Source organism: Flavobacterium sp. LC2016-13 (genome assembly GCF_009707955.1).
GTDB lineage: Bacteria > Bacteroidota > Bacteroidia > Flavobacteriales > Flavobacteriaceae > Flavobacterium.
The window spans coordinates 67,101-90,562 of record NZ_WMDQ01000013.1 but is presented as its reverse complement, the minus strand read 5'-3'; the positions used below and the strand labels follow the sequence as shown (position 1 = coordinate 90,562).

The window sequence follows — 23,462 nt, the reverse complement described above, 5'->3', positions numbered from 1 at the left end:
CGTGTTTAAACTAAAAATATGATTGAAAAAATAAACCTCAACAACATTTTGTTTCTCGATATTGAAACCGTTCCCGAAGAAGAGAATTTCAATTCGCTTGACGCGGAAATGCAATCGCTTTGGGATCTAAAAACACAATATCAGAGAAAAGACGATTTTACGCCCGAAGAATTCTACGATCGCGCCGGAATTTGGGCAGAGTTTGGAAAAATCATCTGTATTTCTGTTGGTTATTTTACAATCAAAGGTGATATTCGAAATTTTAGGGTGACTTCATTTTTCGGAGAAGAAAAAAAGACCCTGAAAGACTTTAATAATTTATTGAATAATCATTTCAATCAACCTCAACATGTTTTATGCGGGCACAATGCAAAGGAATTTGATATTCCGTTTTTGGCGCGCCGTATGATTATCAATCAAATTGCAATTCCGGACAAACTAAATCTATTTGGAAAAAAACCTTGGGAAATTGCTCATTTAGATACTTTGGAATTATGGAAGTTTGGTGATTACAAACATTTCACCTCTTTAAAACTATTGACCAAGATTCTCGGAGTACCATCGCCAAAAGGCGATATTGACGGAAGTCAGGTCGCTCACGTATTTTATGTCGAAAAAGATATTGACCGAATTGTAACGTATTGTGAAAAAGATACCATTGCCGTTGCTCAGATTTTCCTGCGTTTACGCCGCGAAGATTTATTGATTGATGATGAAATTATTCATGTGTAAGATTCTATGAAAACTAAACTAATTTTTTATAGTCTTTTTTTAATTGGATTTATTTCCATTTTTCTTCCATTTCAGAAAAACCCTGTTACTCAAAATACTTTGTCACTTAGCGCTTTTTTTGAAAATATGCCTCTTTATAATTTAAACTTTTCAAAAATATTACAAATAATAGCAACAGTTTTAATACCAGGGCCATTCATTTTTTCAGCAATTTTATTTTTTTATAAAAAGTACAAAATCCTAACAATTTTTAATCGAATTCCCTTGACAATTTTTATTACATTGGGATTGATTAGTAAGTTTGAAAATTTGTATATAGGCTATTATCTTTTACTCTTTCAACAAATTACATTGTTTGTTTTGCTTATTAAGATAAAAATTGAAAATCAGAATAAATTATCTCAAATCTAATTTTTTCAATGACACACGATGAAATATCTCATCATCGGCTTATTTCTCAAAAGCTGATTAAAACAGGCCCAAGCTCGCCACAAGAAATTGTGCATCATTTAGGCGCGATGCAGGCTCAGGATTATGGAATGGCAAAATGGGCAATTGGTTCTCGTTGCGATGCTACTGAAAAAGAAATTGAAGAAGCTATAAATTCGGCACAAATCATCCGAACCCATATTTTAAGACCAACCTGGCATTTTGTTGCTTCCGAAGATATTTATTGGATGCTGGATGTTTCCGGACCGCAAGTTCAGCGAATGACGATTTCATCTGCAAAACAATACGGTTATGATGTTAAAAAACTAAATCAAACGAATTCAAAAATAGAAAAGCTACTTGCGGGAAACAATCATCTCACGCGAGAGGAAATTATGCAGGAACTGGATATTAAAAAAAGTTCAAATCAGGATTTTCTGGGAGCCGCTATTATGATGCATGCTGAACTTGAAGGTTTGGTTTGTAACGGAAAAATGAAAGGCAAACAAATTACGTATGCATTACTGGAAGAACGTGTGCAAAAACCTCAAACCAAATTAACCAAAGAAGAAGGTTTGGCAAAATTGGCAAAGCGTTATTTTGAAAGTCATGGTCCTGCAACTTTGCTCGATTTTTCGTGGTGGTCCGGTTTTTCGCCAACAATATGCAAGTTAATTATTAATGCAATAGAGTTGCAATTGAATTCTGTCTTAATTAACGAAAAAACTTATTTGTTTATAAATCAATCAACTAATGATAATAACTTAAATAAAAGCTTGCACTTTTTACCTGCTTTCGATGAGATTTTAATTTCTTATAAAACTCGTGAAGCTTCAATTTTATTAGAACATCAATCTAAAGCTTTTACCAATAATGGCATCTTTAAACCTATCATTCTGGAAAACGGAAAGGTGATTGGAACCTGGAAAAGAACCATCAAAAAAGATCACGCAAAAATAGAAACACAGTTTTTTAATGAAACCGACAATGCTAAAAAAGCAATTCTTTTTGAAGGTCTGAAAGCTTTTGAAAACTATCTTGAAACTAAAATCATTATCGAATAAATCGAATTTTCATTAAAACATTACATTTTCTGAGAAATACTTCATCTTTCATCGATAAAATCTTTGTGCATTTTATTGCTAAATAATTACATTTACAAAAAAAACAGCATTATGGTATTAAGTAGATTTTGGTTAACGATTTTTATTTCTTCGATTGTCTTTATTGTAGTCAGTTTATTTACGGCTAGTACTTATACTATTGATTCTGTTATAAATGGAAAGAAAGACGATCCTGTTTTAGTTTCTGAAAAATACATCGACGAACTTCCTGCTTTCATCAAAGACAGTATTAAAAAAGCACCAGATCAGAGCATGATTATCAATCGTGATACGCTAAATGCTGATTCAACCTATGTTTACAAAAACAAAACCGTAAAAATTTACAGCGGTCTTCAAAAATCAGATGGTTTATTGCCAACTTGTAAAACGACTTTACTCGATATAATTTTACCGCTTATTGCTTATCTAGCTTTTTTCTGCGGATTAATGGAGCTTTTAATCGTTTCTGGAGCTTCAGAAAAATTAGCTAAAGCATTGAGTCCGGTATTCGTAAAAGTGTTTCCAAGTATTCCTAAAAATCATCCGTCAATATCATACATGACTTTAAATTTTGCTGCTAATTTCCTTGGATTAGATTCTGCTGCAACTCCGTTTGGACTTAAAGCGATGGAAAGTTTACAGGAAATAAATCCCGATAAAGACAAAGCGAGTGACGCACAAATTATGTTTATGTGTTTGCATGCTTCTGGTTTAACTTTAATCGCAACTTCAATTATTGGATACCGCGCTGCCGCCAACGCAACTAATCCTGCAGATGTTATGCTGCCGTGTATCATTACTTCTTTCATTGGTACGATTGCAGCTTTCTTAATTGTGGGAATCAAACAAAAAATCAATTTTAAAAGTGCTTCTCTTCTTATCGTCTTAATGGGATTAATCGCCGCCATTGTTGGGCTTTTGATGTATGTAAATCATTTGGATTTAATTGGAAAAAATTACTTTACTTCTAATCTTTCCGGCTTAATATTATTAGCAATTATTGGCTTTACATTGATTTTTGCCTTTAAAAATGAAAAGAAATTTATTGATGCTAATACTACTCCTTTTGACACTTTTGTTGTTGGTGCAAATAACGGAGTTAAAACCGGTGTTACTATTTTTCCTTATGTATTGGGAATGTTAGTGGCTATTTCTCTCTTCAGAAATAGTGGTTTATTTGAAATTATTAGTGACGGAATTGCTTTTGTATTTTCGAATATGGGAGTAAGTAAAGAAATCACGAATGCTTTGCCGGTTGCCATGCTTCGACCTTTTAGTTCTGCTGGTTCCCGCGGATTTTTAATTGATTCAATGAGCACTTTTGGTGCAGATTCTTTAACGGCTAGATTGAGCAGTATTTTTCAATGCAGCGCCGAAAGTACGTTTTATGTAATTGCCGTTTATTTTGGTTCTGTTAATATAAAAAATACGCGTTATGCTTTAGGCACAATGCTTTTGGTAGATCTTATTTGCGTTATTACGGCAATTTTTGTGGCAACCTGGTTTTTTTAAAATTAAAATATTCAAACATTAACGGGATTAAAATCCGTTGAATACAAACAAATACAATGAAAATACAAGCCTTTATCCTTTTATTCGTTTTAATAAGTTGTCAGAAACCAAAGCCGGTAATTCAAACAAAAGACACGGCTTCAGTAAATAAAACTGAAACTATTAATAAACAAGAAAACATCTCAAAAATTGACACTATTTCTATTGCTGAGATTGGAGAAAAATCAACAGACAATTATATTTTAGCTTATCTTTTAGATGAAAAAATGGATAAAGACAGTATTGTAACGAGAAAATACAAACTTGATTTTTATCAGAATAAAATTAAAACTGTTTCATCAAAAATTACGATTAACTTATTCCAAAAAGGATCGGAATGGAGTGCTCATTACGGATTAGGAAATGAAAACGACAACAGCTCTCCTTTTATTCAAATTGATTTTGGATATCCCGCTTGTGATTATACTCAAAACCATTATTTATATCATTTAAAAAATAACGATTTACAACTGGTTTACGAATGGTATACGATGTCTGGCAGTTCGGGAAGTTGGGTTGAATTTGAAAATTCAAAAGAAAACCCTGAAACTATCTATTGCAAAACAGTTGCTTTTGAAACTGATGATAATGACGAAAATATGGGAACTGTTACACATTCAGATTCTACTGTTTTTCGCTTAATTGGAAATAAATGGAAAAGCCAATTGCTTTCGGCAAAAGACAAAAACTACTTTGAGAAAAAAATGAGTTTTGATGAATTTCAAAAACAGTAATAAACTTCATTATAGATCCCTAATTCAAATTCTTTCTTAGGTAAATAATTTTTAACTTTGTCAAAAAACAAAGCAATGATAGATTTTATATACCAAGATCCTTATCCAATTTTAAAGGATGATACGCAATATCGCAAAATTACTTCTGATTTTGTAAAAATAGAACAATTTGGAGACCGTGAAGTTTTAACCGTTGATCCAAAAGGTTTAGAATTATTGGCTGAAGAAGCTTTAACCGATGTTTCGTTCATGTTGAGAACAACGCATTTACAAAAGCTACGAAAAATTCTTGACGATCCGGAAGCTACAGATAACGATCGTTTTGTGGCGTATAATTTACTTCAGAATGCTTCGGTCGCTGCCGAAGGTCAATTACCAAGCTGTCAGGATACCGGAACGGCAATCGTAATGGCAAAAAAAGGCGAAAGCATCTTTACAGGTGTTGATGATGCTGAATGGTTGAGCAGAGGAATTTTTAACACGTATCAAAAACGTAATTTACGTTATTCGCAAATTGTTCCGATTTCGATGTTTGAAGAAAAAAACTCAGGTTCGAATCTTCCGGCTCAAATTGACATCTATTCTAAAAAAGGAGCTTCGTATGAGTTCTTATTTATGGCAAAAGGTGGCGGATCTGCTAATAAAACGTATTTATACCAACAAACGAAATCATTATTGAATGAAAAATCTATGGATGCTTTCATTCGTGCTAAAATCAAAGATTTAGGAACTTCGGCTTGTCCGCCTTATCATTTGGCTTTAGTAATAGGCGGAACTTCTGCGGAAGCAAACCTAAGCGCTGTTAAAAAAGCATCTGCAGGATATTATGATCATTTGCCAACTTCAGGAAATATGTCCGGTCAGGCTTTTCGTGATTTGGAATGGGAAGAAAAAGTTCAGAAAATCTGTCAGGAAAGTGCTATTGGCGCTCAGTTTGGCGGAAAATATTTTACACACGACGTTCGTGTAATTCGTTTGCCTCGCCACGCGGCTTCTTGTCCGGTTGGATTGGGAGTTTCTTGTTCTGCTGACAGAAACATCAAAGGAAAAATTACTAAAGACGGAATTTACGTTGAACAATTAGAAGTAAATCCAAAACAATTTTTACCGGAAACAGCTCCACATTTAGAAGCGCCTGTAGAAATTGATTTGAATATGCCAATGGCTGATATTTTAGCTAAATTGACTCAATATCCGATCAAAACTCGTTTGAAATTGAACGGAACTGTGATTGTAGCGCGTGATATTGCACACGCTAAAATCATGGAATTATTGGAATCTGGTAAGCCAATGCCTGAATATTTTAAAAATCATCCTGTTTATTATGCAGGTCCGGCAAAAACTCCGGAAGGAATGGCTTCAGGAAGTTTTGGGCCAACAACGGCAGGACGTATGGATGTTTATGTAGATGAATTTCAAAAACATGGCGGAAGTATGATTATGCTCGCTAAAGGAAACCGTACCAAACAAGTTACTGATGCATGTAATAAATATGGCGGATTCTATTTGGGTTCTATTGGAGGTCCTGCGGCAATTTTAGCGCAAGATAACATCCTAAAAGTAGAAGTTGTTGACTTTGAAGAATTAGGAATGGAAGCCGTTCGTAAAATCACCGTTAAAGATTTCCCTGCTTTTATCATTACAGATGATAAAGGAAATGATTTCTTTGAGAATTTATAGTTTTTTTTAGCTGCTAAGGTACTAAGTTGCTGAGTCGCTAAGTTTTTTAAATACAAAACCGCCTAAAAAGGCGGTTTTTATTTTACTAATATTATTTTTCCCTTTGAGCCTTTGCACCTAAAAACCTAAGCACTTTTTTCTTCTTTCTCAAATGCGACAAAATGCGACAATTCTCCTTTTAAATTAAAAACCGGAACGCCTCTAATATTGCATTTGTAAATTCTGCCGTCTTTTTTATAGTTTTGAATTATCTTTTCAAATGGAATTTTCAATTCTATGGCTTCTCTTATTTCTTTTAAAGCAGTTTTGCAAGTTGCCGGTCCCTGAAACATTTTCGGTGTTTTACCAAGAACTTCACTTTCTCTATATCCTGTCATTTTTTTGATTCCGTTTTAAGCAAAAACAATTTTCAAATTCAAATCAGTAATTACAACAACTTCATCTTTAATGTGTTCCTTGATCTCTAAACCTTCATCATTCCAGGAAAACTGACTTGAAATATCATTCACTTTTTTCAAATCAGCAAAATTAGCTTTCAACTCATTTACAAACTCGTAGTGAAAATCCCAGGATAAAATAGGAACAGAATTACGCTTTAACAGCTCCTCAGCATTAGTCTTTTTCATAGCAATTAATTAAGTGTTATATCCTATTACTCAAAGATAAAGCGAAAATTGCGAACTAACTTACGTAAAACCTCATTTAACTAGTGTTTAAGATAATTAAAAAGCAAATTTTAATTGTACAACGACTGCTTTTTTCTCTTCTGTATTTAAATTGTTTAAAGAAATTCCGAGTAATCGAACAGAATCTTTCATCCGTTCCTGATACAACAATTCTTCGACGGTTTCGAGAATCAGGCTTTTATCCGAAATAAAATAAGGCAATGTCTTACTTCTTGTTTGTTGCGTAAAATCGCTGTACTTAATTTTAAGTGTAACCGTTTTACCTGAAATGTTATGTTTTTTTAATCGTTTTTCTAATGAAGTTGCAATTCTGTCGAGTTGCTCCAGCATAAAAATCTCCGATGATAAATTAACATCAAAAGTATGCTCAGCCGCCACTGACTTGGTTATGCGATGCGATTTTACTTCGCTGTTATGAATACCTCGAACGACTTTATAGTAAAAACCTCCGGACTTACCGAAATGCTTTTCCAGAAATTCTAACGATTTGCTTTTAAGATCACTTCCTGTAAAAATGCCCAATTGGTACATTTTCTCTGTGGTCACTTTTCCAACTCCGTAAAATTTTCTAATAGGCAATTCTTCCAGAAAAGTCAGGATCTCATCAGGATTTACCGTTTTTTGTCCGTTGGGTTTATTGATGTCACTGGCAATTTTGGCAACAAATTTATTTACTGAAATTCCTGCTGAAGCTGTAAGTCCAACTTCATTCAAAATTCTTAACCGAATTTCCTGTGCAAGCAAACTCGCACTTGGATTTCCTTTTTTATTCTGAGTTACATCAAGATAAGCTTCATCCAGCGAAAGCGGCTCTACCAAATCTGTGTATTCATAAAAAATGCTATGAATTTTATTTGATATTTCCTTATACCGATCAAAACGCGGACGAACGAATATAATTTCCGGACAATACTTTTTGGCCAAAACACCACTTATCGCACTTCGAACACCAAATTTTCTGGCTTCGTAACTTGCTGCCGAAACTACTCCTCTATTTTCTGAACCTCCAACAGCAACGGGTTTTCCGCGCAAAGCAGGATTATCCATTTGCTCTACCGAAGCATAAAAAGCATCCATATCAATATGGATAATTTTTCGATATGTAGGCGTGTCTGACATTATGCAAATTTAAAAAGGAAAGCAATTAAAAAGCACTGCTAATAGTTATAAATAGTATCAATTTTTAAAGATTAATAGCGAAATGATTTCAAACAAATCATTTTCGCTATTTTTGTGGTTATTACCCGAAATTTTAAAAAATGCGAACATTTGTTATAGGCGACATACACGGAGGATTACTCGCACTTGAACAGGTGATGAAAAGAGCCAATGTTACAGAACAGGATACTCTTATATTTTTAGGCGATTATGTTGATGGCTGGAGCCATTCGGCACAAGTTATTGATTATTTAATTGATCTTAAAAGTAAACAAAACTGCATTTGCATTAGAGGAAACCACGATCAACTGGCCTTAGACTGGCTTGAAAACAGGCACGAAGATTTTGATGAAGAAATGTGGTACAAACATGGCGGACAAGCTACTGTTGAAGGATACTCTAAACTTTCTGACGAAAAAAAGAAAACACATATTACCTTTTTAGAAAATTTGCAGGACTATTATCTTGACGATCAGAACAGGCTATTTGTTCATGCCGGTTTTACCAATTTAAATGGTGTTGTTTGGGAATATTTTCCGAAATTATTTTACTGGGACAGAACACTTTGGGAATCTGCACTGGCATTAGATCCGAACTTAAAAATTGATGATTTATACTATCCAAAACGTTTTACCGTTTATAAAGAAATCTATATTGGACATACTCCTGTAACCCGAATTGGAAAAATGGTACCAGTAAATAAAGCTTGTGTCTGGAATGTTGATACGGGAGCCGCTTTTAAAGGCCCTCTAACAATAATGAACATTGATACAAAGGAATTCTGGCAAAGTGATCCGTTAAATGAGTTGTATTTTAATGAAAAAGGTAGGAATTAATGTATAAAAAATTAAATTTGCAATCCAAATAATTAATATTTAAGTTTATGAAAAAAGTTATTACATTTTTGTTTTTAGTATCATTCGGATTAACTCAGGCTCAGGAAGCTTTTACAGGAAAAGGAGACATAAAAGTTAATGTAGGTGCTAATCTTCAAGATGGTGGTTCAGGAATTCAAGGTTCTGTTGACTTTGGTTTAGGAGAAAATTTCTCTTTCGGATTTGTTACAACTTACCTTTTAGGAGTAGATAATTACAATGGTTTCTATGGTGTAGATTATTACAATGATAGAAAACCGGAATTTCAGGATCGTTTTGATGCTAAAGCAAGAATCAATGCTAATTTAAGCAGCGTTATTGGTATTAAACAATTAGATGTTTATCCTGGTTTAAGTTTAGGATTACACAATTTTGGTGGTCACGTAGGTGGTCGTTATTTCTTTACTGACGGATTTGGTGTTTTCACAGAAGTTGGATTCCCAATCGCTAAATACGGCAACAACAATGATGTATTCGATCATTTAAATAATCAGGCTACTTTTAGTTTAGGAGCTTCATTTAATTTGTAATATTTAACCGCAAAGAATTACATACTTATAAAAAAACCGCTCAATTGAGCGGTTTTTTGTTTTTATGAAATATAGGCGGATTATTTGCTAAGCAAAATACTCCAATCAGCGCCACTGTAAATTTTGTATTTATCTGAAAAACTACCTTGATTTACAGCCAATGAAAAATTTAAAAGGCTATTAAAATAAACTACATCAGTTCCTATGGCAACTTCGCCAAAAGTATTTACCAATTTCAATTTTCCTTCATAAGCTTTTTTAGTTCCGTTGAAAATCTGAATTTTAACCAAATCTCCTGCTTTTAAACCAAGATTTGCAAATGTCTTTTTATCGATATTTGTCCATACATTTCCGTATTGAATATCTAAAATCGGAATTCCTCCTTTGATAATTCCTTTTTCGAAAACAGGTTTTTGATAATCCAATTTCACAACTTCGTTTGGTAGTTTTGGACCAACTTCTTCAAAAGTAATGGTTTTAGATGCTAAACGTGCTCCGGTAAAAGCATAAACATCGCGACCGTGGAAGGTATAAGATTCACCCGAATTCTGACGGCGGTTTTTTACCTCATCAATTTCACGAATTTCCTGAATGCCTAATTGTTCAGCAATTAGAGTTAAAGTTCCGTTATCCGGCGTTACAAAATAATGCCCAGATTTCGTTAATAAAACTACAGAATGTCTTGCTGTACCAACTCCAGGATCACAAACAGAAACAAATACAGTTCCTGCAGGATAATATTGAGCTGTTTGCGATAAACGATAAGCAGCTTCCCAAATATTGAAAGCCGGAATTTCATGTGTTAAGTCAAATATTTTCAAATCGGTAGAAACTCCCATTGCAACCCCTTTCATTGCAGAAACTGCTCCATCTTTCAAACCAAAATCAGATTGAAAAACCAATACGTTATTTTGCGAAAATCCATTAAAAGTAATAGCGCACAAAAAAAGTAATAATCTTAATTTCATTTTTTCTCTTTTTAAAATTTATGCAAAGATATTTCATTAAAACTAAAAATTGACACCCTTAACTTATAAAAACAAAGATTTTATAAATCAATTTTGGTTTTTTACAATTACATTTGCATTTTATTAATTATCCCATGTAAATACTAGGCAATTAAGATTTAGCCTTTTACAATAAAACAATCCTTACATTTTATACAAACCAATATTACCATGAGAAAAAAACTAAAAATTATCATAACCGCGATCCTGACTTTATCGAGTACTTTGTTTTTTGCACAAGGTCACGAGATAAAAGGAACTATTACAAATGAAAATGGAAATCCGTTAGAATTTGCGACAATCCTGATAAAAGGAACTCAAACTAATGCAACAAGTGATGCTTTAGGAAAATTTACGCTATCGTCTCCAACAAATAATCCAACACTTGTTATATCGCTATTTGGCTATCAAACCAAAGAACACGTTGCGAAAGATCCTATTATCGAAGTTCAGTTAACTTATGAGAGTAATAATCTTGATGAAATTGTTGTAGTTGGAAGCAGAAATCCAAAGAAAAGCAAACTAGAAACGGCTGTTCCTGTTGATGTGGTTAATCTGGCTAAAATTAGAAACACAACACCTCAAACTACCACAAACGATATCTTAACGTATTTGATTCCGTCTTTCAATTCAAACCGACAATCTTCGGCTGACGGAACTGAGCATATTGATCCTGCATCTTTAAGAGGTTTGGGTCCGGATCAGGTTCTGGTTTTAATCAACGGAAAAAGAAGACATACGACTTCATTGGTAAATTATCAAAATACGGTTGGAAACGGTTCTGTTGGTACTGATTTAAGTGCGATTCCTGCTTCGGCAATTAAAAGAATTGAGGTTTTACGTGATGGCGCGGCTGCGCAATATGGTTCTGATGCAATTGCGGGCGTAATCAATTTGGTTTTAAAAGATAATGCAGGTTTAGAAGCGAACGCAACTTATGGCGGAACGTCCAGAAATGATGGTCAGACTACAAATCTAAATTTAAACTACGGAACAAAAATTGGGAACAAAGGTGGTTTTATCAATCTTACGGCTGAATTTAATGACCGTCAAAAAACCAATCGTTCTCAAAACAACAATCTTATCATTTTTGATCAATCGGCACAAGGCAATTTCTTTGCTTACGATTTTGTTGATGATCCCGCGCAATCACGCCAAATTGATGATAATTTATTAGCTCAAAATGGATTAAAACGTGATGATTTTAATTTCCAGATTGGAGATGCAAAAATCCAAAATATACAAGGTTTCTTTAATGCTTCAATTCCGTTAAACGATCAAATTGAGTTTTATGCTTCTGGAGGAATTAGTCACAGAGAAGGAACTGGTTACGGTTTCAGACGTTTACCAAGTGAAAGTGAAAGTGTTGTTGCTTCTATTTTTCCTTTCGGGTTTCAGCCTGAATTAAATTCTGTTGTAACGGATCTTTCTTCTTCTTTTGGTTTTAAATTTAAATTTGGAGAATGGAAATTGGATTTGAGTAATACTATCGGACAGAATAAATTTGATTATGAAGTCTCAAACACCAACAACTTTTCATTAGGAGATAATAGTCCGACTGATTTTAAAGCCGGAAATCATTCTTTTCTTCAAAACACGGTAAATGCAGATGTTTCAAGATTGTATAAAGACATTTTCAGCGGTTTGAATGTTGCTTTTGGTGCTGAATATCGTTTTGAAAAATACAAAATTGTTGCTGGCGAAGAAGCTTCTTATATTGATGGCGGCGCTCAGTCTTTTCCCGGATTTTCTCCTTTGAATGAAGTTAATGAAGATAGAAACAGCGTTGGCGTTTATGCTGATGTTGAAGCAGATATTACGGATAAATTCTTAATTGGAGTTGCCGGCCGTTATGAAGATTATTCTGATTTTGGAAATACTATAAACGGGAAATTGTCTTTGAGATATAAAATCCTTGATAATCTTTTTGTGCGCGGAGCCATTAGTTCTGGTTTTAGAGCACCATCGTTGCACCAACAATATTTTAATAATATTGCAACAGATGTTGTTGATGGTGAAATCCTGAATTCAGGTATTTTTAGAAATGACAGTGATGTAGCAAAACAACTCGGAATTCCGAAATTGAAAGAAGAGACTTCAAGGAACTACAGCTTTGGTGTTGTTTTTTCTCCAATTAAACAATTACACATTACAGCTGATTATTATCACATTAGAATCGATAACAGAATTATCCTGACCGGAAATTTAGGAAATGATGCTTATGGAGATCCTGTTCCGGAACTTCGTGATTTGTTTGCTCAATATGGTGCGCAAACGGGTCGTTTCTTTACCAACGCAATTAATACTACTACAAACGGACTTGATGTTGTAATTGATTATGATTTGAATCTTGGAAAAGGGAAATTGAATCTTTCATTATTGTATAATTACAATGACAACAAAGTTGATGATCAATTAAATAATATTCCATCGATATTTGTGGGTCAGGAAGATGTGTATTACGGGCCTCAGGAAAAAAGTTTGATCGAAACGAATACGCCAAAACACAAAGGTACTTTTGCTGTTAATTACAGTTTAGACAAATGGAATTTTCTATTGAGAAATACTTATTTTGGTGAAGTAATTCGTGATGGTTTTCCGTTTGGAGGAATTCAGAAACACAGCGGAAAAGTGGTTACTGATTTGACTGTTGCTTACAAAATAACACCAAAAATTCAGATTGCTCTTGGAGCTAATAACTTATTTGATGTTTTTCCGGATAAACAAATTTATGAGAATAGTTACTACGGAGTATTTAAATATGCGCCGGTTCAAATGGGAACTACTGGAGCTTATTATTTTGGTAGAATGAGTTTTATCCTTTAGTATTTAATGTAATTATTTAATGGGTAAATTTAACCTAAAAGGGCGCTGACTAAAAGATTTAAATAATTAAAAAATCTGCTTAAATCTGTACAATCTGCGTGAAACAAAACTTTGTGACTTTGTGCCTTCGAGATTATACTTTACATAAAAAAGCCCCGCAAATTGCGGGGCTCTTCGTTTTTACTAATTCGAGATTTTATTTCTTTGCAAATTTCTTCACGATTTTTTTGTCACCGTTTATTAATTCAATGATATAAATTCCTGTATTCAATTTGCTTACGTCAATTGTATTTCCAGAAAGTTCTCCAGATCCTAATTGCTGACCTAATGTGTTTATGATTTTATAAGTATATCCGTTATTTTCTTCAAACGAAACATTTAATTCGCTTTCAACCGGATTTGGATATAATGCAAAACGAGAAGTTTCTTTAGTTTCTGATAATCCCGCGGCTATTTCTTCTGTAACAACTGCTCCTGAAGCTGTTATGTTTACAGTATAATCTTCAACTTGTCCATAAGAGAAAGCCTCACAAGATGTTGGAATTGCATTGTATTTTAAAGAAACTCTTAATCTTGTTGTTCCAAGAGTTGCAGTTGCAGGAATTGTGATTGTTCCTGTTACCGGAGTAGTTTTTGATGCAGCTTTTGTCCAAACTGTTTCACCAGAATCTGAGAAATCACCATCTTGGTTGTAATCAATAAATACTGCATAACCTTCGTTATACGTTGTAGATGTCCAAGAAGGAGTTATTGTAATTGTGTATGCAGTTCCTCTTGCAGCATTTGTAGAAATAGATGTGTAATTTTCGTAACCAGTTGTTCCTGTAGAAGTATTGCTGATTGTACCGAATACTACTTTACCAATTCTTTCGTCTGCAGCGCTATTTCCTTGAGATGCACAATAGGTTATGCTGGTTGCTGTAGTAGTAACATTTACAGTACTGCTTGAAGCTGAAACATTTCCTGCAGCATCTTTAGCTTTTACGCTAAAAGTATATGCAGTTGAAGGAGTTAATCCTGTTACAGTATAAGAAGTTGTTGTAGATGATCCTTTCAACGTTGTTCCCTGATAGATGTCATATCCTGTTACTGCAACATTATCTGTAGAAGCTGTCCAGGTTAAATTAGTTGTTGTGCCGGTTGTACCAGAAGCCGCTAAAGCAGTTGGAGCCGATGGAGCTACTGTATCTGTAGAACCTGAATATGCGGCACCAACACCAACAGCATAAAATGCATTTGTTGTTGCAATTACTTCAGCAGAACCTGCTCCATACAAATCGATTGCCGATTGTATTCCGTAAGTTCTCGCATTAGCATATGTTGAGTTTGCACTTAAATATGAATCTTCTAATCTAAAAGCAATTTTTTCTGCTTTATCAAGCGTGATTCCTGTTACGTTATATGCATTTCCAATATCATTTGTTCCTGTTTTACCTACAGACAAGATATAAAACCAATGGTTTAATACCCCAGAATTTGTATGAACACCACATTGGTCATTACTGCTTGTTGGCGTACAATTTACATTTACCCAATAAGTTCCTCCGTAAGTATCCGGTTGTCCTTCAGCATTTGGATCGCTCATAGAACGCAAAGCAACGTGTCCGCTTCTTCTTTCAATATCTTCACCAACCAACCATATTGATTTTGTTGGCGCTGCATGATACTCAATACAAGCTGCCCAAATATCTGAGAAAGCTTCGTTCATTGCACCAGATTCTTTTTGGTAAGCTAAGTTTGCTGTATAAGTACAAACGGCATGTCCTATTTCATGTCCTGCAACATCAAGTGCAGTTAAAATATCAAATCCGCCAGTTCCAGTTCCGTCGCCGTATGTCATTACGCTTCCGTTCCAGAATGCATTGTTATTGCTTGAATATCCTGCAGCAACTAAATTATAGTGTACATAACTTTTAATTTTTGCTCCGGCATCATCAAAACTATTTCTACTGTGTACTGTTGACCAATAATCATACGTTTTTTCAGCACCCCAATGCGCATCAAGCGCACCATTATCTTTATTGGTATTATTATACTCTGCTGCAGTCCAGTTATTATCTGCATCTGTAAAGTTTGTTGTTGGATATGTGGCTGTTCTAGCAGAATTATAAGTTTGAACACCCAAACCACGAGATGTATCTGATAAAATATAAGATGATCCGCTTAAAGTGGTTTGTATCGTTTGTGTTCCGCTATAGCGAGTTGCTGCATTTGCTGCAACAATCGCCATTTTTGAAGTTGATGTTTCCTTTGTTGCATTTCCCAAAGAAGAAGATTTCTTTGCATGCACATTATCATTTAAGTGTTTTATTGTTGCGTTATAAAACAATGCTTTTCCAGTTTGGGCATCAATGTAAAGATCTCCACGGCTTAAAGGTTTTGTTGCATAAATGTCAAACTTATATGCCAGACGAATTTTATCCGTTGTTCTTTTTTCACCTTGTTGTTCCATGTCCGGTAATAAAACAAGTTCTCCTTTTGGTTTTTCGTAACCCATTTCGATAGCATCTTGTGGTTTTTCCCAAAGATATTCTGTTGCACGAGTATAACTAAGTGCTTTATTAAAAGCGTCTTGTTCAGAAAGAGCCGGAACTGTTTTTACGTTTTCGATGTTGTAATATTCACCATTCATCGAAACTATTTTTCCATCTTTTGAATGTAATGTGTAATTCGCAAATTCAACTTTGATTCCTTGCTCATACAATTGAAATTTTTCATGCGTGTAACCTTGTTTATCAGACTCTGTTTTGACTTTTGTAAAAGTCTGAGTGTCTTTTAATCCAAGTTGTTCCTTAAATACCTTTTGTGAATCAGAACCTTTGTAGGTCGATTTCTCATTAAATGTAATTAAACTTGGCTGTCCATTTTCTGATACACTTTTTTGACTTACCTGTTTATCTGAGGTAACTTGTGCAAATGAGGTCAGCGAGAATGTAAAGACTGCGGCGGTCGCAAGAATTTTTGGTAATTTTTTTTTCATAATAAAGGGGTTTAAAAATTTGGTTAAATGGATTACAAACGAAATATTTAACGTAAGTAAATACTTAATTTACGATAAAAGTATTTTAATTTTGTTAGATAGTCGATGAAATTTGCCGTTAATCGATAAAATGCAACACTTTTTGCCTAAAATTCACTTTTATTTAACAAAGTGTAAGGATTTCTCAAAAAAATGTGCGAAATTTATTATATCGTTTATTTGTAAATCGCTATTGTACAGTGTGTAAACAACATTTATTAAAATAAAAGCTCCAATCTTTTAAATTTATCCTACAAAAAAAGGCTAACCTTTACAGCTAGCCTTTGATTGGTATTATAAAAAGAAATTTATCTAAATATCCATTTCCGGAATTTCTCCCTCAATAATTAAATCAGCTTCGGTTGAAGCAATAATATGCTCAACAGAAACACCTGGCGCTCGTTCTAAGAGCTTAAAACCATTTTTAGTCACTTCGAGAACTGCAAGCTCTGTTACTACCTTTTTAACACAGCCAACGCCTGTTAATGGCAAAGTACATTTTTTAAGGATTTTAGATTCTCCTGCTTTATTTACGTGCATCATGGCAACAATGATATTTTCGGCAGAAGCTACCAAATCCATTGCGCCTCCCATTCCCTTTACCATTTTACCCGGAATTTTCCAGTTGGCAATATCTCCGTTTTCAGAAACCTCCATAGCACCCAAAATCGTTAAATCTACTTTTTGACTTCGGATCATTCCGAAACTAAAAGCAGAATCAAAAAAACTGGCCCCCGGAAGTGTCGTAATCGTTTGTTTTCCTGCATTAATTATATCTGCATCTTCTTCCCCCGCAAAAGGAAAAGGTCCCATACCAAGAACTCCATTTTCACTTTGAAATTCGACTGCAATATCTTCTCTCACATAATTCGCAACCAAAGTCGGAATCCCGATACCTAGATTTACAAAACACCTGTCTTTTACTTCTTTAGCAATTCGCTTTGCAATATCTTCTTTAGTTAGTGCCATATATTAATTTGTCAATTAGATAATTAAATTATCAGATTCTTATTTCTTCGTAAAATAATCCCACGTTGCTTTAGTTATATCAGCAATTATTTTTTCGGTATCTTCTTGCTTTTCTGTGATATCTTTTAGATAAACAGAGAGAATAAAGTGTTTTCCGTTTGGAAGTTTTACAATACCAACGTCATTCATCGCCGCTCTCAAATTATTATCATTGGTTCCAGACATCCCTGTTCTGTGAGCCAGTTCTGTAGTTTCAGGAAGTCCTGCTTTCATCCAGGTAACACCTCTCGAAGTTTCTACCATTATTTGATACAAATATTTTGTGGTGTTTTCTTTTAAAATTTCTCCTTTAAAGAACTTCTCCAGCAGTTCTGTTGTTGCTAATGGAGTTGTTGTATTTATATAAAGATTTTTCCAGGTTTTCATTTGTTCTTCGTTCACTTTAATTACGAAGTCTTTAATCCCTTGTTTATTGATAAACTTCTGTATTTCCTTTGGACCTCCAACCAAATTAATTAGAATATCGCATCCATTATTATCACTATGTGAAACGGTATATCTTAACAATTTATCCAAAGTCAGGTTCATATTTCCATTTGGATATTCTTCCCTCATCAGACTCCAGGTATCTTCATGCAGATCTTTCTTTTTAATGAAAATTTCCTGAGTTAATGAAAGCCTACCTTCATCAATTTTATTTAAAACCGCCAGAGCAATATGAAATTTAAAAACACTCATCAAAGGCGCTTTTAATTTTCCATTAATGCTTAAAGTATCTTTGTCTTCTATACTTTTGATAGAAATTCCAACAGTCGCATTCTTAGATGCAATTATCTCATTAAGCTGCTCTCGTAGTTGACTTGTTGTTTGAGCAAAAGAAGTAAACGAGAAAACAGAAAATATAATTATATAAAAAAGTTTAGTCATATTATCCTCTTTGTCTAACAGTTCTCTGTTCAATACGTTTTTCAAACTTCTCTCCCTGAAAAATACGTTGCACCATAATTCCCGGAATATGTATTTGATTTGGATCTAATGTTCCAACCGGAACTAGCTCTTCAACCTCAGCAATTGTAATTTTTCCGGCACCTGCCATACAAGCATTGAAGTTTCTTGCAGTTCCTTTAAAAATTAGGTTTCCGGCTTCATCGCCTTTCCAGGCTTTTACAATGGCAAAATCGGCTTTGAAAGCTTCTTCCATAATATGCATTTTTCCGTTGAATTCACGAACTTCTTTTCCTTCGGCAACTTCGGTTCCGTAACCGGCTGGTGTGAAGAAAGCTGGAATTCCCGCTTGGGCTGCACGACAGCGTTCTGCTAAAGTTCCTTGCGGAGTAAGTTCAACATCTAATTCTCCTGAAAGCATTTGGCGCTCGAATTCAGCGTTTTCACCCACATAAGATGAAATCATTTTTTTGATTTGCTTCTTTTGTAAAAGCAATCCTAAACCAAAATCATCAACGCCTGCATTGTTTGAAATACAAGTTAAATCTGAAATTGATGTATTTACCAAAGCTGCAATTGTGTTTTCAGGAATTCCGCATAAACCAAAACCACCAAACATAATGGTCATATTGCTTTCAATACCTTCAATAGCTTCCTTAACGTTATTTACTTTTTTTGTTATCATAACAAAGTGTCTTTATTACTGTATATTTTTGATAAAAATAAGATTTTTAGATTAAATTATAACGATTTCGTAAAAAATAAAGTCATTGGAATACAAAAAAAATATCCTTTTGTTTTCTTCTGAATTTCAGAAGCCACAAAAGGATATAATCTTATTTAAAACCGAGATTTGAATTATAATTCGAACTCGTCTGTATTTTGTTCTGTTGTTGTAGTGTCTTTTACTTTTGGAGCCGTGTAACAATCTACTTTTATAGAAAGATTTGCCGGGCGCTCAAACTCAGATTTAGAAACCTGAAGTTTTGGATCTGCATAACAAAGTTTCATGAAGTAAGCCCAAACTGGTAATGCAGCCGTTGCTCCTTGTCCGTAAGTTAAACTTTTAAAACGTGCAGAACGATCTTCGCAACCAACCCAAACTCCTGTTACTAAGTTAGGAACCATTCCCATAAACCAACCATCTGATTGATTTTGTGTTGTTCCTGTTTTACCTGCAATCGGGTTTTTGAACATATATGGATATCCTGTCCAACGATTATCTCCACTTCCACCGCCTTGCGTACGTAAACGTGCACCAGAACCTGTTTCAGTTACACCTTGAAGTAATTTGATTACTGCAAAAGCAATATCTTTATTTAAAACGTCATGCGATTCCGGAATTGGTTCATAAATAACCTCTCCGCTTTTATTCTCGATACGGCTTAAAAATTGTGGTTTTACATAAACTCCCTGATTCGCAAATGTGCTGTAAGCTGCGACCATATCTTCAACTGTAATATCTACAGCTCCCAATGCGATTGAAGGTTGTACCGGAATTTCTGTTTTAACTCCTAATTTTTGTGTTAACTCAACAACAGCTTCAGGACCAGTTCTGTCAATTAATTTTGCAGAAACCGTATTAATAGAATTCGCTAAACCTTGTTTCAACGTTACCATTCCGCGGTATCTGTTGTCTGAGTTTCTTGGTTCCCAATCTTCCGTTACGTGATGACGCCCTTTGTGAATCATAAATGGCCCGTCAAGAATAGAGTCGCAAGGAGACATGTTTAATTGTTCGATTGCTGTAGCGTAAACAAAAGGCTTAAAAGTAGATCCTACTTGTCTTGCTCCCTGTCCTACGTGGTCGTATTGAAAATACTTGTAATTGATTCCACCAACCCACGCTTTAATATTTCCAGTTTGAGGCTCCATTGCCATTAAACCAGATTGCAAAAAGTGTTTGTAATAACGAATAGAATCCAACGGCGTCATAATTGTATCACGTTCTCCTTTCCAGGTAAAGACGCGCATTTGTGTTTTTACTTTAAAGGAAGCAATAATATCATCTTCACTTTTATCCAAATCTTTCATGATAGCCCAACGCGTTGAGTTTTTCATCGCCTGCATCATGATACGATCTGTTTCTGCTTTTGTGATATTTACGAAAGGTGCATTTTTATTGTTTTTCTGTTCAATAGTAAACTGCTGTTGCAAATTTTTCATGTGCGCAGAAACCGCTTCTTCCGCATATTGCTGCATTCTTGAATCGATAGTCGTATAGATTTTCAATCCATCTTTGTAAATATCGTAATCAGAACCATCTGGTTTTTTGTTTTCAGCCATCCATTTTTTCATGTAATCACGAAGATATTCTCTGAAATAAGTCGCCATCCCTTCACGATGGCTTTCTAATTTAAATTTTAATGCAATTGGCAAAGCTTGTAATCTCTCTTTTTCAGATTCACTAATCATTTTTGCTTTTACCATTTGACCAAGCACTACATTACGACGGTTTTTTACGCCTTGCGGATTACGAACCGGATTGTATAAACCTGAGTTTTTGAACATACCAACTAAAATAGCTGATTCATCCATAGTCAAATCTTTCGGATCTTTAGAAAAATACGTTTGCGCCGCAGAACTTACTCCAACAGAATAATTCCCGAAATCATAAACGTTACAATACATTGCCAAAATTTCGTTTTTGGTATATTGTCTTTCCAGACGAATGGCAATAATCCACTCTTTTATTTTTTGTACAATTCTAAACGGCAGGAATTTAGATCCTTCACCATGAAATAATTGTTTTGCTAATTGTTGCGTTAAAGTACTCGCTCCACCATTGGTTCCTAAACTAAAAACAGCTCTTAAAGTTCCACGTCCGTCAATTCCAGAGTGTTCGTAGAAACGTGCATCTTCAGTAGCAACCAAAGCTTCAACTAAACTTTTTGGCAAATCTGAGTATTTAAGTTGCGATCTATTGGTTTTGAAATATTTACCAATAACAACTCCGTCAGACGAAATAATCTCGGTCGCTAAATTAGAATCCGGATTTTCCAGATCTTCAAAAGATGGCATCGAGCCGAATAAACCCCACGATGCAAATAAAAAGAAAGCTAAAATGCCTAATAAGGTGTAGACAAAGACTCTCCAGAATTTCTTTTTATAGTAGTTAATATCTTTAGTACTATTAGGTTGATTGTTTTTTTTGGTGGCCATAACTATTTTTCTAATCTTTTTGTTCTATTCTAAAACCTACATCTGTAATACCTTCTAATTCCTGAACTCCCGGAATTTTTCCTGATTCACGAACAGCTTGTTTAATGTGTACTTTGTAATGTCCTCTAAACTTTACATCTGCTTTGTAAAACAACTTACTTTCTTTAATGTCCGTAAAACCGTTTCCTAGTAAAGTTCCATCCTTAGCTGCCATTTCGTATTCTAAAGTATCTACTTTAGTAAAACCGTTTGGCATTTCAATAGCAACAATTAAAAACAAATTATTGAATGGATAATTGTTATTGTCTCTCAAATTTACAAATAAATTGTATTTTTTTGTAGAATCTAAAACTGGCAAATCAAAGGTTACAATGCTGTCTTTATGCCACGCACTTCCAACAGATTTATATTGATCAAATACTCTTTTTTTATCACAAGAAAAAAGGAGTATTGCTGCCAAAAGAAGAATTCCGCTATTTTTTATTCTCATTTTTAGTAATAATTATAGGTTTTCTAGGTTCAGCTGGTTTATTATTATCATTCGATTTTGGCTTATTCGACTGATTTTGTTTATTGTTATTATTATTTGGCTTGTTCGGTTTGTTCTGATTTCCTCCAGCCGGTTTATTATTATTGTTGTTATTTCCTTGTTGAGGTTTGTTTGGAGTTGCAACAATTGCCGCTTCTGCATTCGGTTTGCGTTTGCGATTTGGTTTTTTCTTTCTTTTTGGCTGATCAAAACGAGTTAAACTTTCCTGACCCATTGCGTTATTAAAGTCTTTTTCAGGTTCTAAATCTATTTCAATAGCAAAATCTTCTAATGAAGAAACTTTATTTTTCAGTTTATTCTCAGCGATAATTTCTTTTACCTGATCAATTTTCAAAACATGCCAGTTTGCAAAATTATTCGTGTAAGCAAACCACATCAATCCTTTAAAAATATCTTGTTTTTGACAAATTGCATCTCCTTTTTCAGTCACTAATTTGGTGTCATAATCAGGGAAATCTTTCAATGCATCCATGTAAGTATCAAGCTCATAGTTTAAGCAACACTTTAATTTTCCGCATTGTCCGGCTAATTTTTGAGGATTCAGCGAAAGTTGTTGGTAACGTGCTGCAGAAGTATTAACACTTCTAAAATCTGTTAACCAGGTTGAACAGCAAAGTTCTCTTCCGCAAGAACCAATTCCGCCTAAACGAGCTGCTTCCTGACGGAAACCAACTTGTTTCATTTCAACTCTTGTACTAAACTCTTTTGCAAAATCTTTAATCAAAAGTCTAAAATCGACTCTGTCATTTGCCGTGTAGTAAAACGTAGCTTTTGATCCGTCTCCTTGGAATTCAATATCTGAGATTTTCATCTCCAATTTATGCTGAATCGCTAATTCACGCGCACGAACTTTCATTGGTTCTTCACGATCACGTGCTACAGACCAAATATCAATATCTTTTTGAGAAGCTTTTCTATAAATTTTAGGAACTTCGTTACTTTCCGGGTTTACCCCTTTCTTTTTCATTTGAATTTTTACCAATTCGCCTGTCAAAGTAACAATTCCAATATCATGTCCCGGTGATGCAACAGTTGCTACAATATCACCAATACTTAAGGTTAATTTCTCTGAATTTCTAAAAAATTCCTTGCGTCCGTTTTTAAAACGAACCTCAACACAATCAAAAATAGCCTCTCCATTTGACGGGCTCATGTTTGCAAGCCAGTCAAAAACAGTCAATTTATTGCAGCTATCGGTGCCGCAAGTCCCATTATTTTTACAACCTTTTGGTGCGCTACCATCTGAGGTTGAACAACTTGTACATGCCATAATTATATATGTAGTGTTGCAAAAAAGCAACTTAAGTTCATAAACGTTTGATCGGTAAAGATAGTATTTTTTTTAGTTTGCTTTTTATCGATTAAAACTAAAGGCTTGTTAAATAAAAAAATAACTATTGCCAACCAATCTTAATGATTTTTTCATTACGAATTTCACAAATTTCTCGAATCAAAACTTAGTTTTCTAATTTTAAAATATAAAATTCATGTTAATTGGGAAATTCG

The 23,462-nt window shown here is 34.3% G+C and carries 20 protein-coding genes; 9 read left to right on the top strand and 11 right to left on the bottom strand.

What is annotated here, in order from left to right:
• The first annotated feature begins 18 nt into the window (after positions 1-18).
• The 6 genes from GKZ86_RS21315 to GKZ86_RS21290 all read left to right on the top strand — a co-directional run bounded on the left by GKZ86_RS21315 (position 19) and on the right by GKZ86_RS21290 (position 6,229).
• On the top strand, positions 19-732 hold the full coding sequence (locus GKZ86_RS21315; RefSeq protein ID WP_154785079.1) for a 3'-5' exonuclease: 714 nt from the start codon (positions 19-21) through the stop codon (positions 730-732).
• 6 nt (positions 733-738) lie between these two features.
• Positions 739-1,143 (top strand): hypothetical protein, encoded by a 405-nt coding sequence (locus tag GKZ86_RS21310; protein WP_154785078.1) that lies wholly within the window; start codon positions 739-741, stop codon positions 1,141-1,143.
• 8 nt (positions 1,144-1,151) lie between these two features.
• Positions 1,152-2,225, top strand: coding sequence for a winged helix DNA-binding domain-containing protein (locus GKZ86_RS21305; RefSeq protein ID WP_154785077.1), 1,074 nt, complete (start codon positions 1,152-1,154; stop codon positions 2,223-2,225).
• A gap of 111 nt (positions 2,226-2,336) precedes the next feature.
• Positions 2,337-3,776 carry a nucleoside recognition domain-containing protein gene (locus GKZ86_RS21300; RefSeq protein ID WP_154785076.1) on the top strand — a complete coding sequence of 480 codons (1,440 nt, stop codon included), beginning with the start codon at positions 2,337-2,339 and terminating at the stop codon, positions 3,774-3,776.
• Between the two features lie 56 nt (positions 3,777-3,832).
• Positions 3,833-4,549 (top strand): hypothetical protein, encoded by a 717-nt coding sequence (locus tag GKZ86_RS21295; RefSeq protein ID WP_154785075.1) that lies wholly within the window; start codon positions 3,833-3,835, stop codon positions 4,547-4,549.
• Positions 4,550-4,624: 75 nt separating this feature from the next.
• The gene (locus GKZ86_RS21290) at positions 4,625-6,229 is read left to right on the top strand and encodes a fumarate hydratase (protein WP_154785074.1); all 1,605 of its coding nucleotides are present in this window, start codon (positions 4,625-4,627) and stop codon (positions 6,227-6,229) included.
• 125 nt (positions 6,230-6,354) lie between these two features.
• Here GKZ86_RS21290 and GKZ86_RS25490 read toward each other — a convergent pair whose 3' ends face one another.
• The 3 genes from GKZ86_RS25490 to dinB form a co-directional block, all read right to left on the bottom strand.
• Complete coding sequence (locus GKZ86_RS25490; protein WP_228526582.1) at positions 6,355-6,606, bottom strand: PAS domain-containing protein; 252 nt, start codon at positions 6,604-6,606, stop codon at positions 6,355-6,357.
• A 15-nt stretch (positions 6,607-6,621) separates the two neighbouring features.
• Complete coding sequence (locus GKZ86_RS25485) at positions 6,622-6,855, bottom strand: hypothetical protein (protein ID WP_228526581.1); 234 nt, start codon at positions 6,853-6,855, stop codon at positions 6,622-6,624.
• Positions 6,856-6,951: 96 nt separating this feature from the next.
• On the bottom strand, positions 6,952-8,034 hold the full coding sequence (gene dinB, locus GKZ86_RS21280; RefSeq protein WP_154785073.1) for a DNA polymerase IV: 1,083 nt from the start codon (positions 8,032-8,034) through the stop codon (positions 6,952-6,954).
• A 140-nt stretch (positions 8,035-8,174) separates the two neighbouring features.
• Between dinB and GKZ86_RS21275 the strand changes: the two genes are divergently transcribed.
• Positions 8,175-8,909 carry a metallophosphoesterase family protein gene (locus GKZ86_RS21275; RefSeq protein WP_154785072.1) on the top strand — a complete coding sequence of 245 codons (735 nt, stop codon included), beginning with the start codon at positions 8,175-8,177 and terminating at the stop codon, positions 8,907-8,909.
• 47 nt (positions 8,910-8,956) lie between these two features.
• Positions 8,957-9,478, top strand: coding sequence for a DUF6646 family protein (locus GKZ86_RS21270; RefSeq protein WP_154785071.1), 522 nt, complete (start codon positions 8,957-8,959; stop codon positions 9,476-9,478).
• 80 nt (positions 9,479-9,558) lie between these two features.
• On the opposite strand, the gene GKZ86_RS21265 is transcribed toward GKZ86_RS21270, so the two are convergent.
• Entirely contained in the window at positions 9,559-10,446 is an 888-nt protein-coding gene (locus GKZ86_RS21265; RefSeq protein WP_154785070.1) for an S-adenosyl-l-methionine hydroxide adenosyltransferase family protein, read from the bottom strand.
• 210 nt (positions 10,447-10,656) lie between these two features.
• On the opposite strand from GKZ86_RS21265, the gene GKZ86_RS21260 reads away from it, so the two are divergent.
• A complete protein-coding gene (locus GKZ86_RS21260; RefSeq protein ID WP_154785069.1) occupies positions 10,657-13,311 on the top strand; it encodes a TonB-dependent receptor in 2,655 nt (884 codons plus the stop codon).
• 196 nt (positions 13,312-13,507) lie between these two features.
• On the opposite strand, the gene GKZ86_RS21255 is transcribed toward GKZ86_RS21260, so the two are convergent.
• The 7 genes from GKZ86_RS21255 to GKZ86_RS21225 form a co-directional block, all read right to left on the bottom strand.
• Positions 13,508-16,291 (bottom strand): M4 family metallopeptidase, encoded by a 2,784-nt coding sequence (locus GKZ86_RS21255; RefSeq protein ID WP_154785068.1) that lies wholly within the window; start codon positions 16,289-16,291, stop codon positions 13,508-13,510.
• A gap of 351 nt (positions 16,292-16,642) precedes the next feature.
• Positions 16,643-17,299, bottom strand: coding sequence for a 3-oxoacid CoA-transferase subunit B (locus GKZ86_RS21250; RefSeq protein WP_154785067.1), 657 nt, complete (start codon positions 17,297-17,299; stop codon positions 16,643-16,645).
• A 39-nt stretch (positions 17,300-17,338) separates the two neighbouring features.
• The gene (bla, locus tag GKZ86_RS21245; RefSeq protein ID WP_154785066.1) at positions 17,339-18,226 is read right to left on the bottom strand and encodes a class A beta-lactamase, subclass A2; all 888 of its coding nucleotides are present in this window, start codon (positions 18,224-18,226) and stop codon (positions 17,339-17,341) included.
• Between the two features lies 1 nt (position 18,227).
• On the bottom strand, positions 18,228-18,929 hold the full coding sequence (locus GKZ86_RS21240) for a CoA transferase subunit A (RefSeq protein ID WP_154785065.1): 702 nt from the start codon (positions 18,927-18,929) through the stop codon (positions 18,228-18,230).
• A 173-nt stretch (positions 18,930-19,102) separates the two neighbouring features.
• Entirely contained in the window at positions 19,103-21,406 is a 2,304-nt protein-coding gene (locus GKZ86_RS21235) for a penicillin-binding protein 1A (RefSeq protein WP_154785064.1), read from the bottom strand.
• 10 nt (positions 21,407-21,416) lie between these two features.
• The gene (locus tag GKZ86_RS21230) at positions 21,417-21,896 is read right to left on the bottom strand and encodes a gliding motility lipoprotein GldH (RefSeq protein WP_059116981.1); all 480 of its coding nucleotides are present in this window, start codon (positions 21,894-21,896) and stop codon (positions 21,417-21,419) included.
• Positions 21,880-23,226 (bottom strand): regulatory iron-sulfur-containing complex subunit RicT, encoded by a 1,347-nt coding sequence (locus GKZ86_RS21225; protein WP_154785063.1) that lies wholly within the window; start codon positions 23,224-23,226, stop codon positions 21,880-21,882. Before GKZ86_RS21225 ends, GKZ86_RS21230 begins: the two co-directional genes overlap by 17 nt.
• Positions 23,227-23,462: the final 236 nt, after the last annotated feature.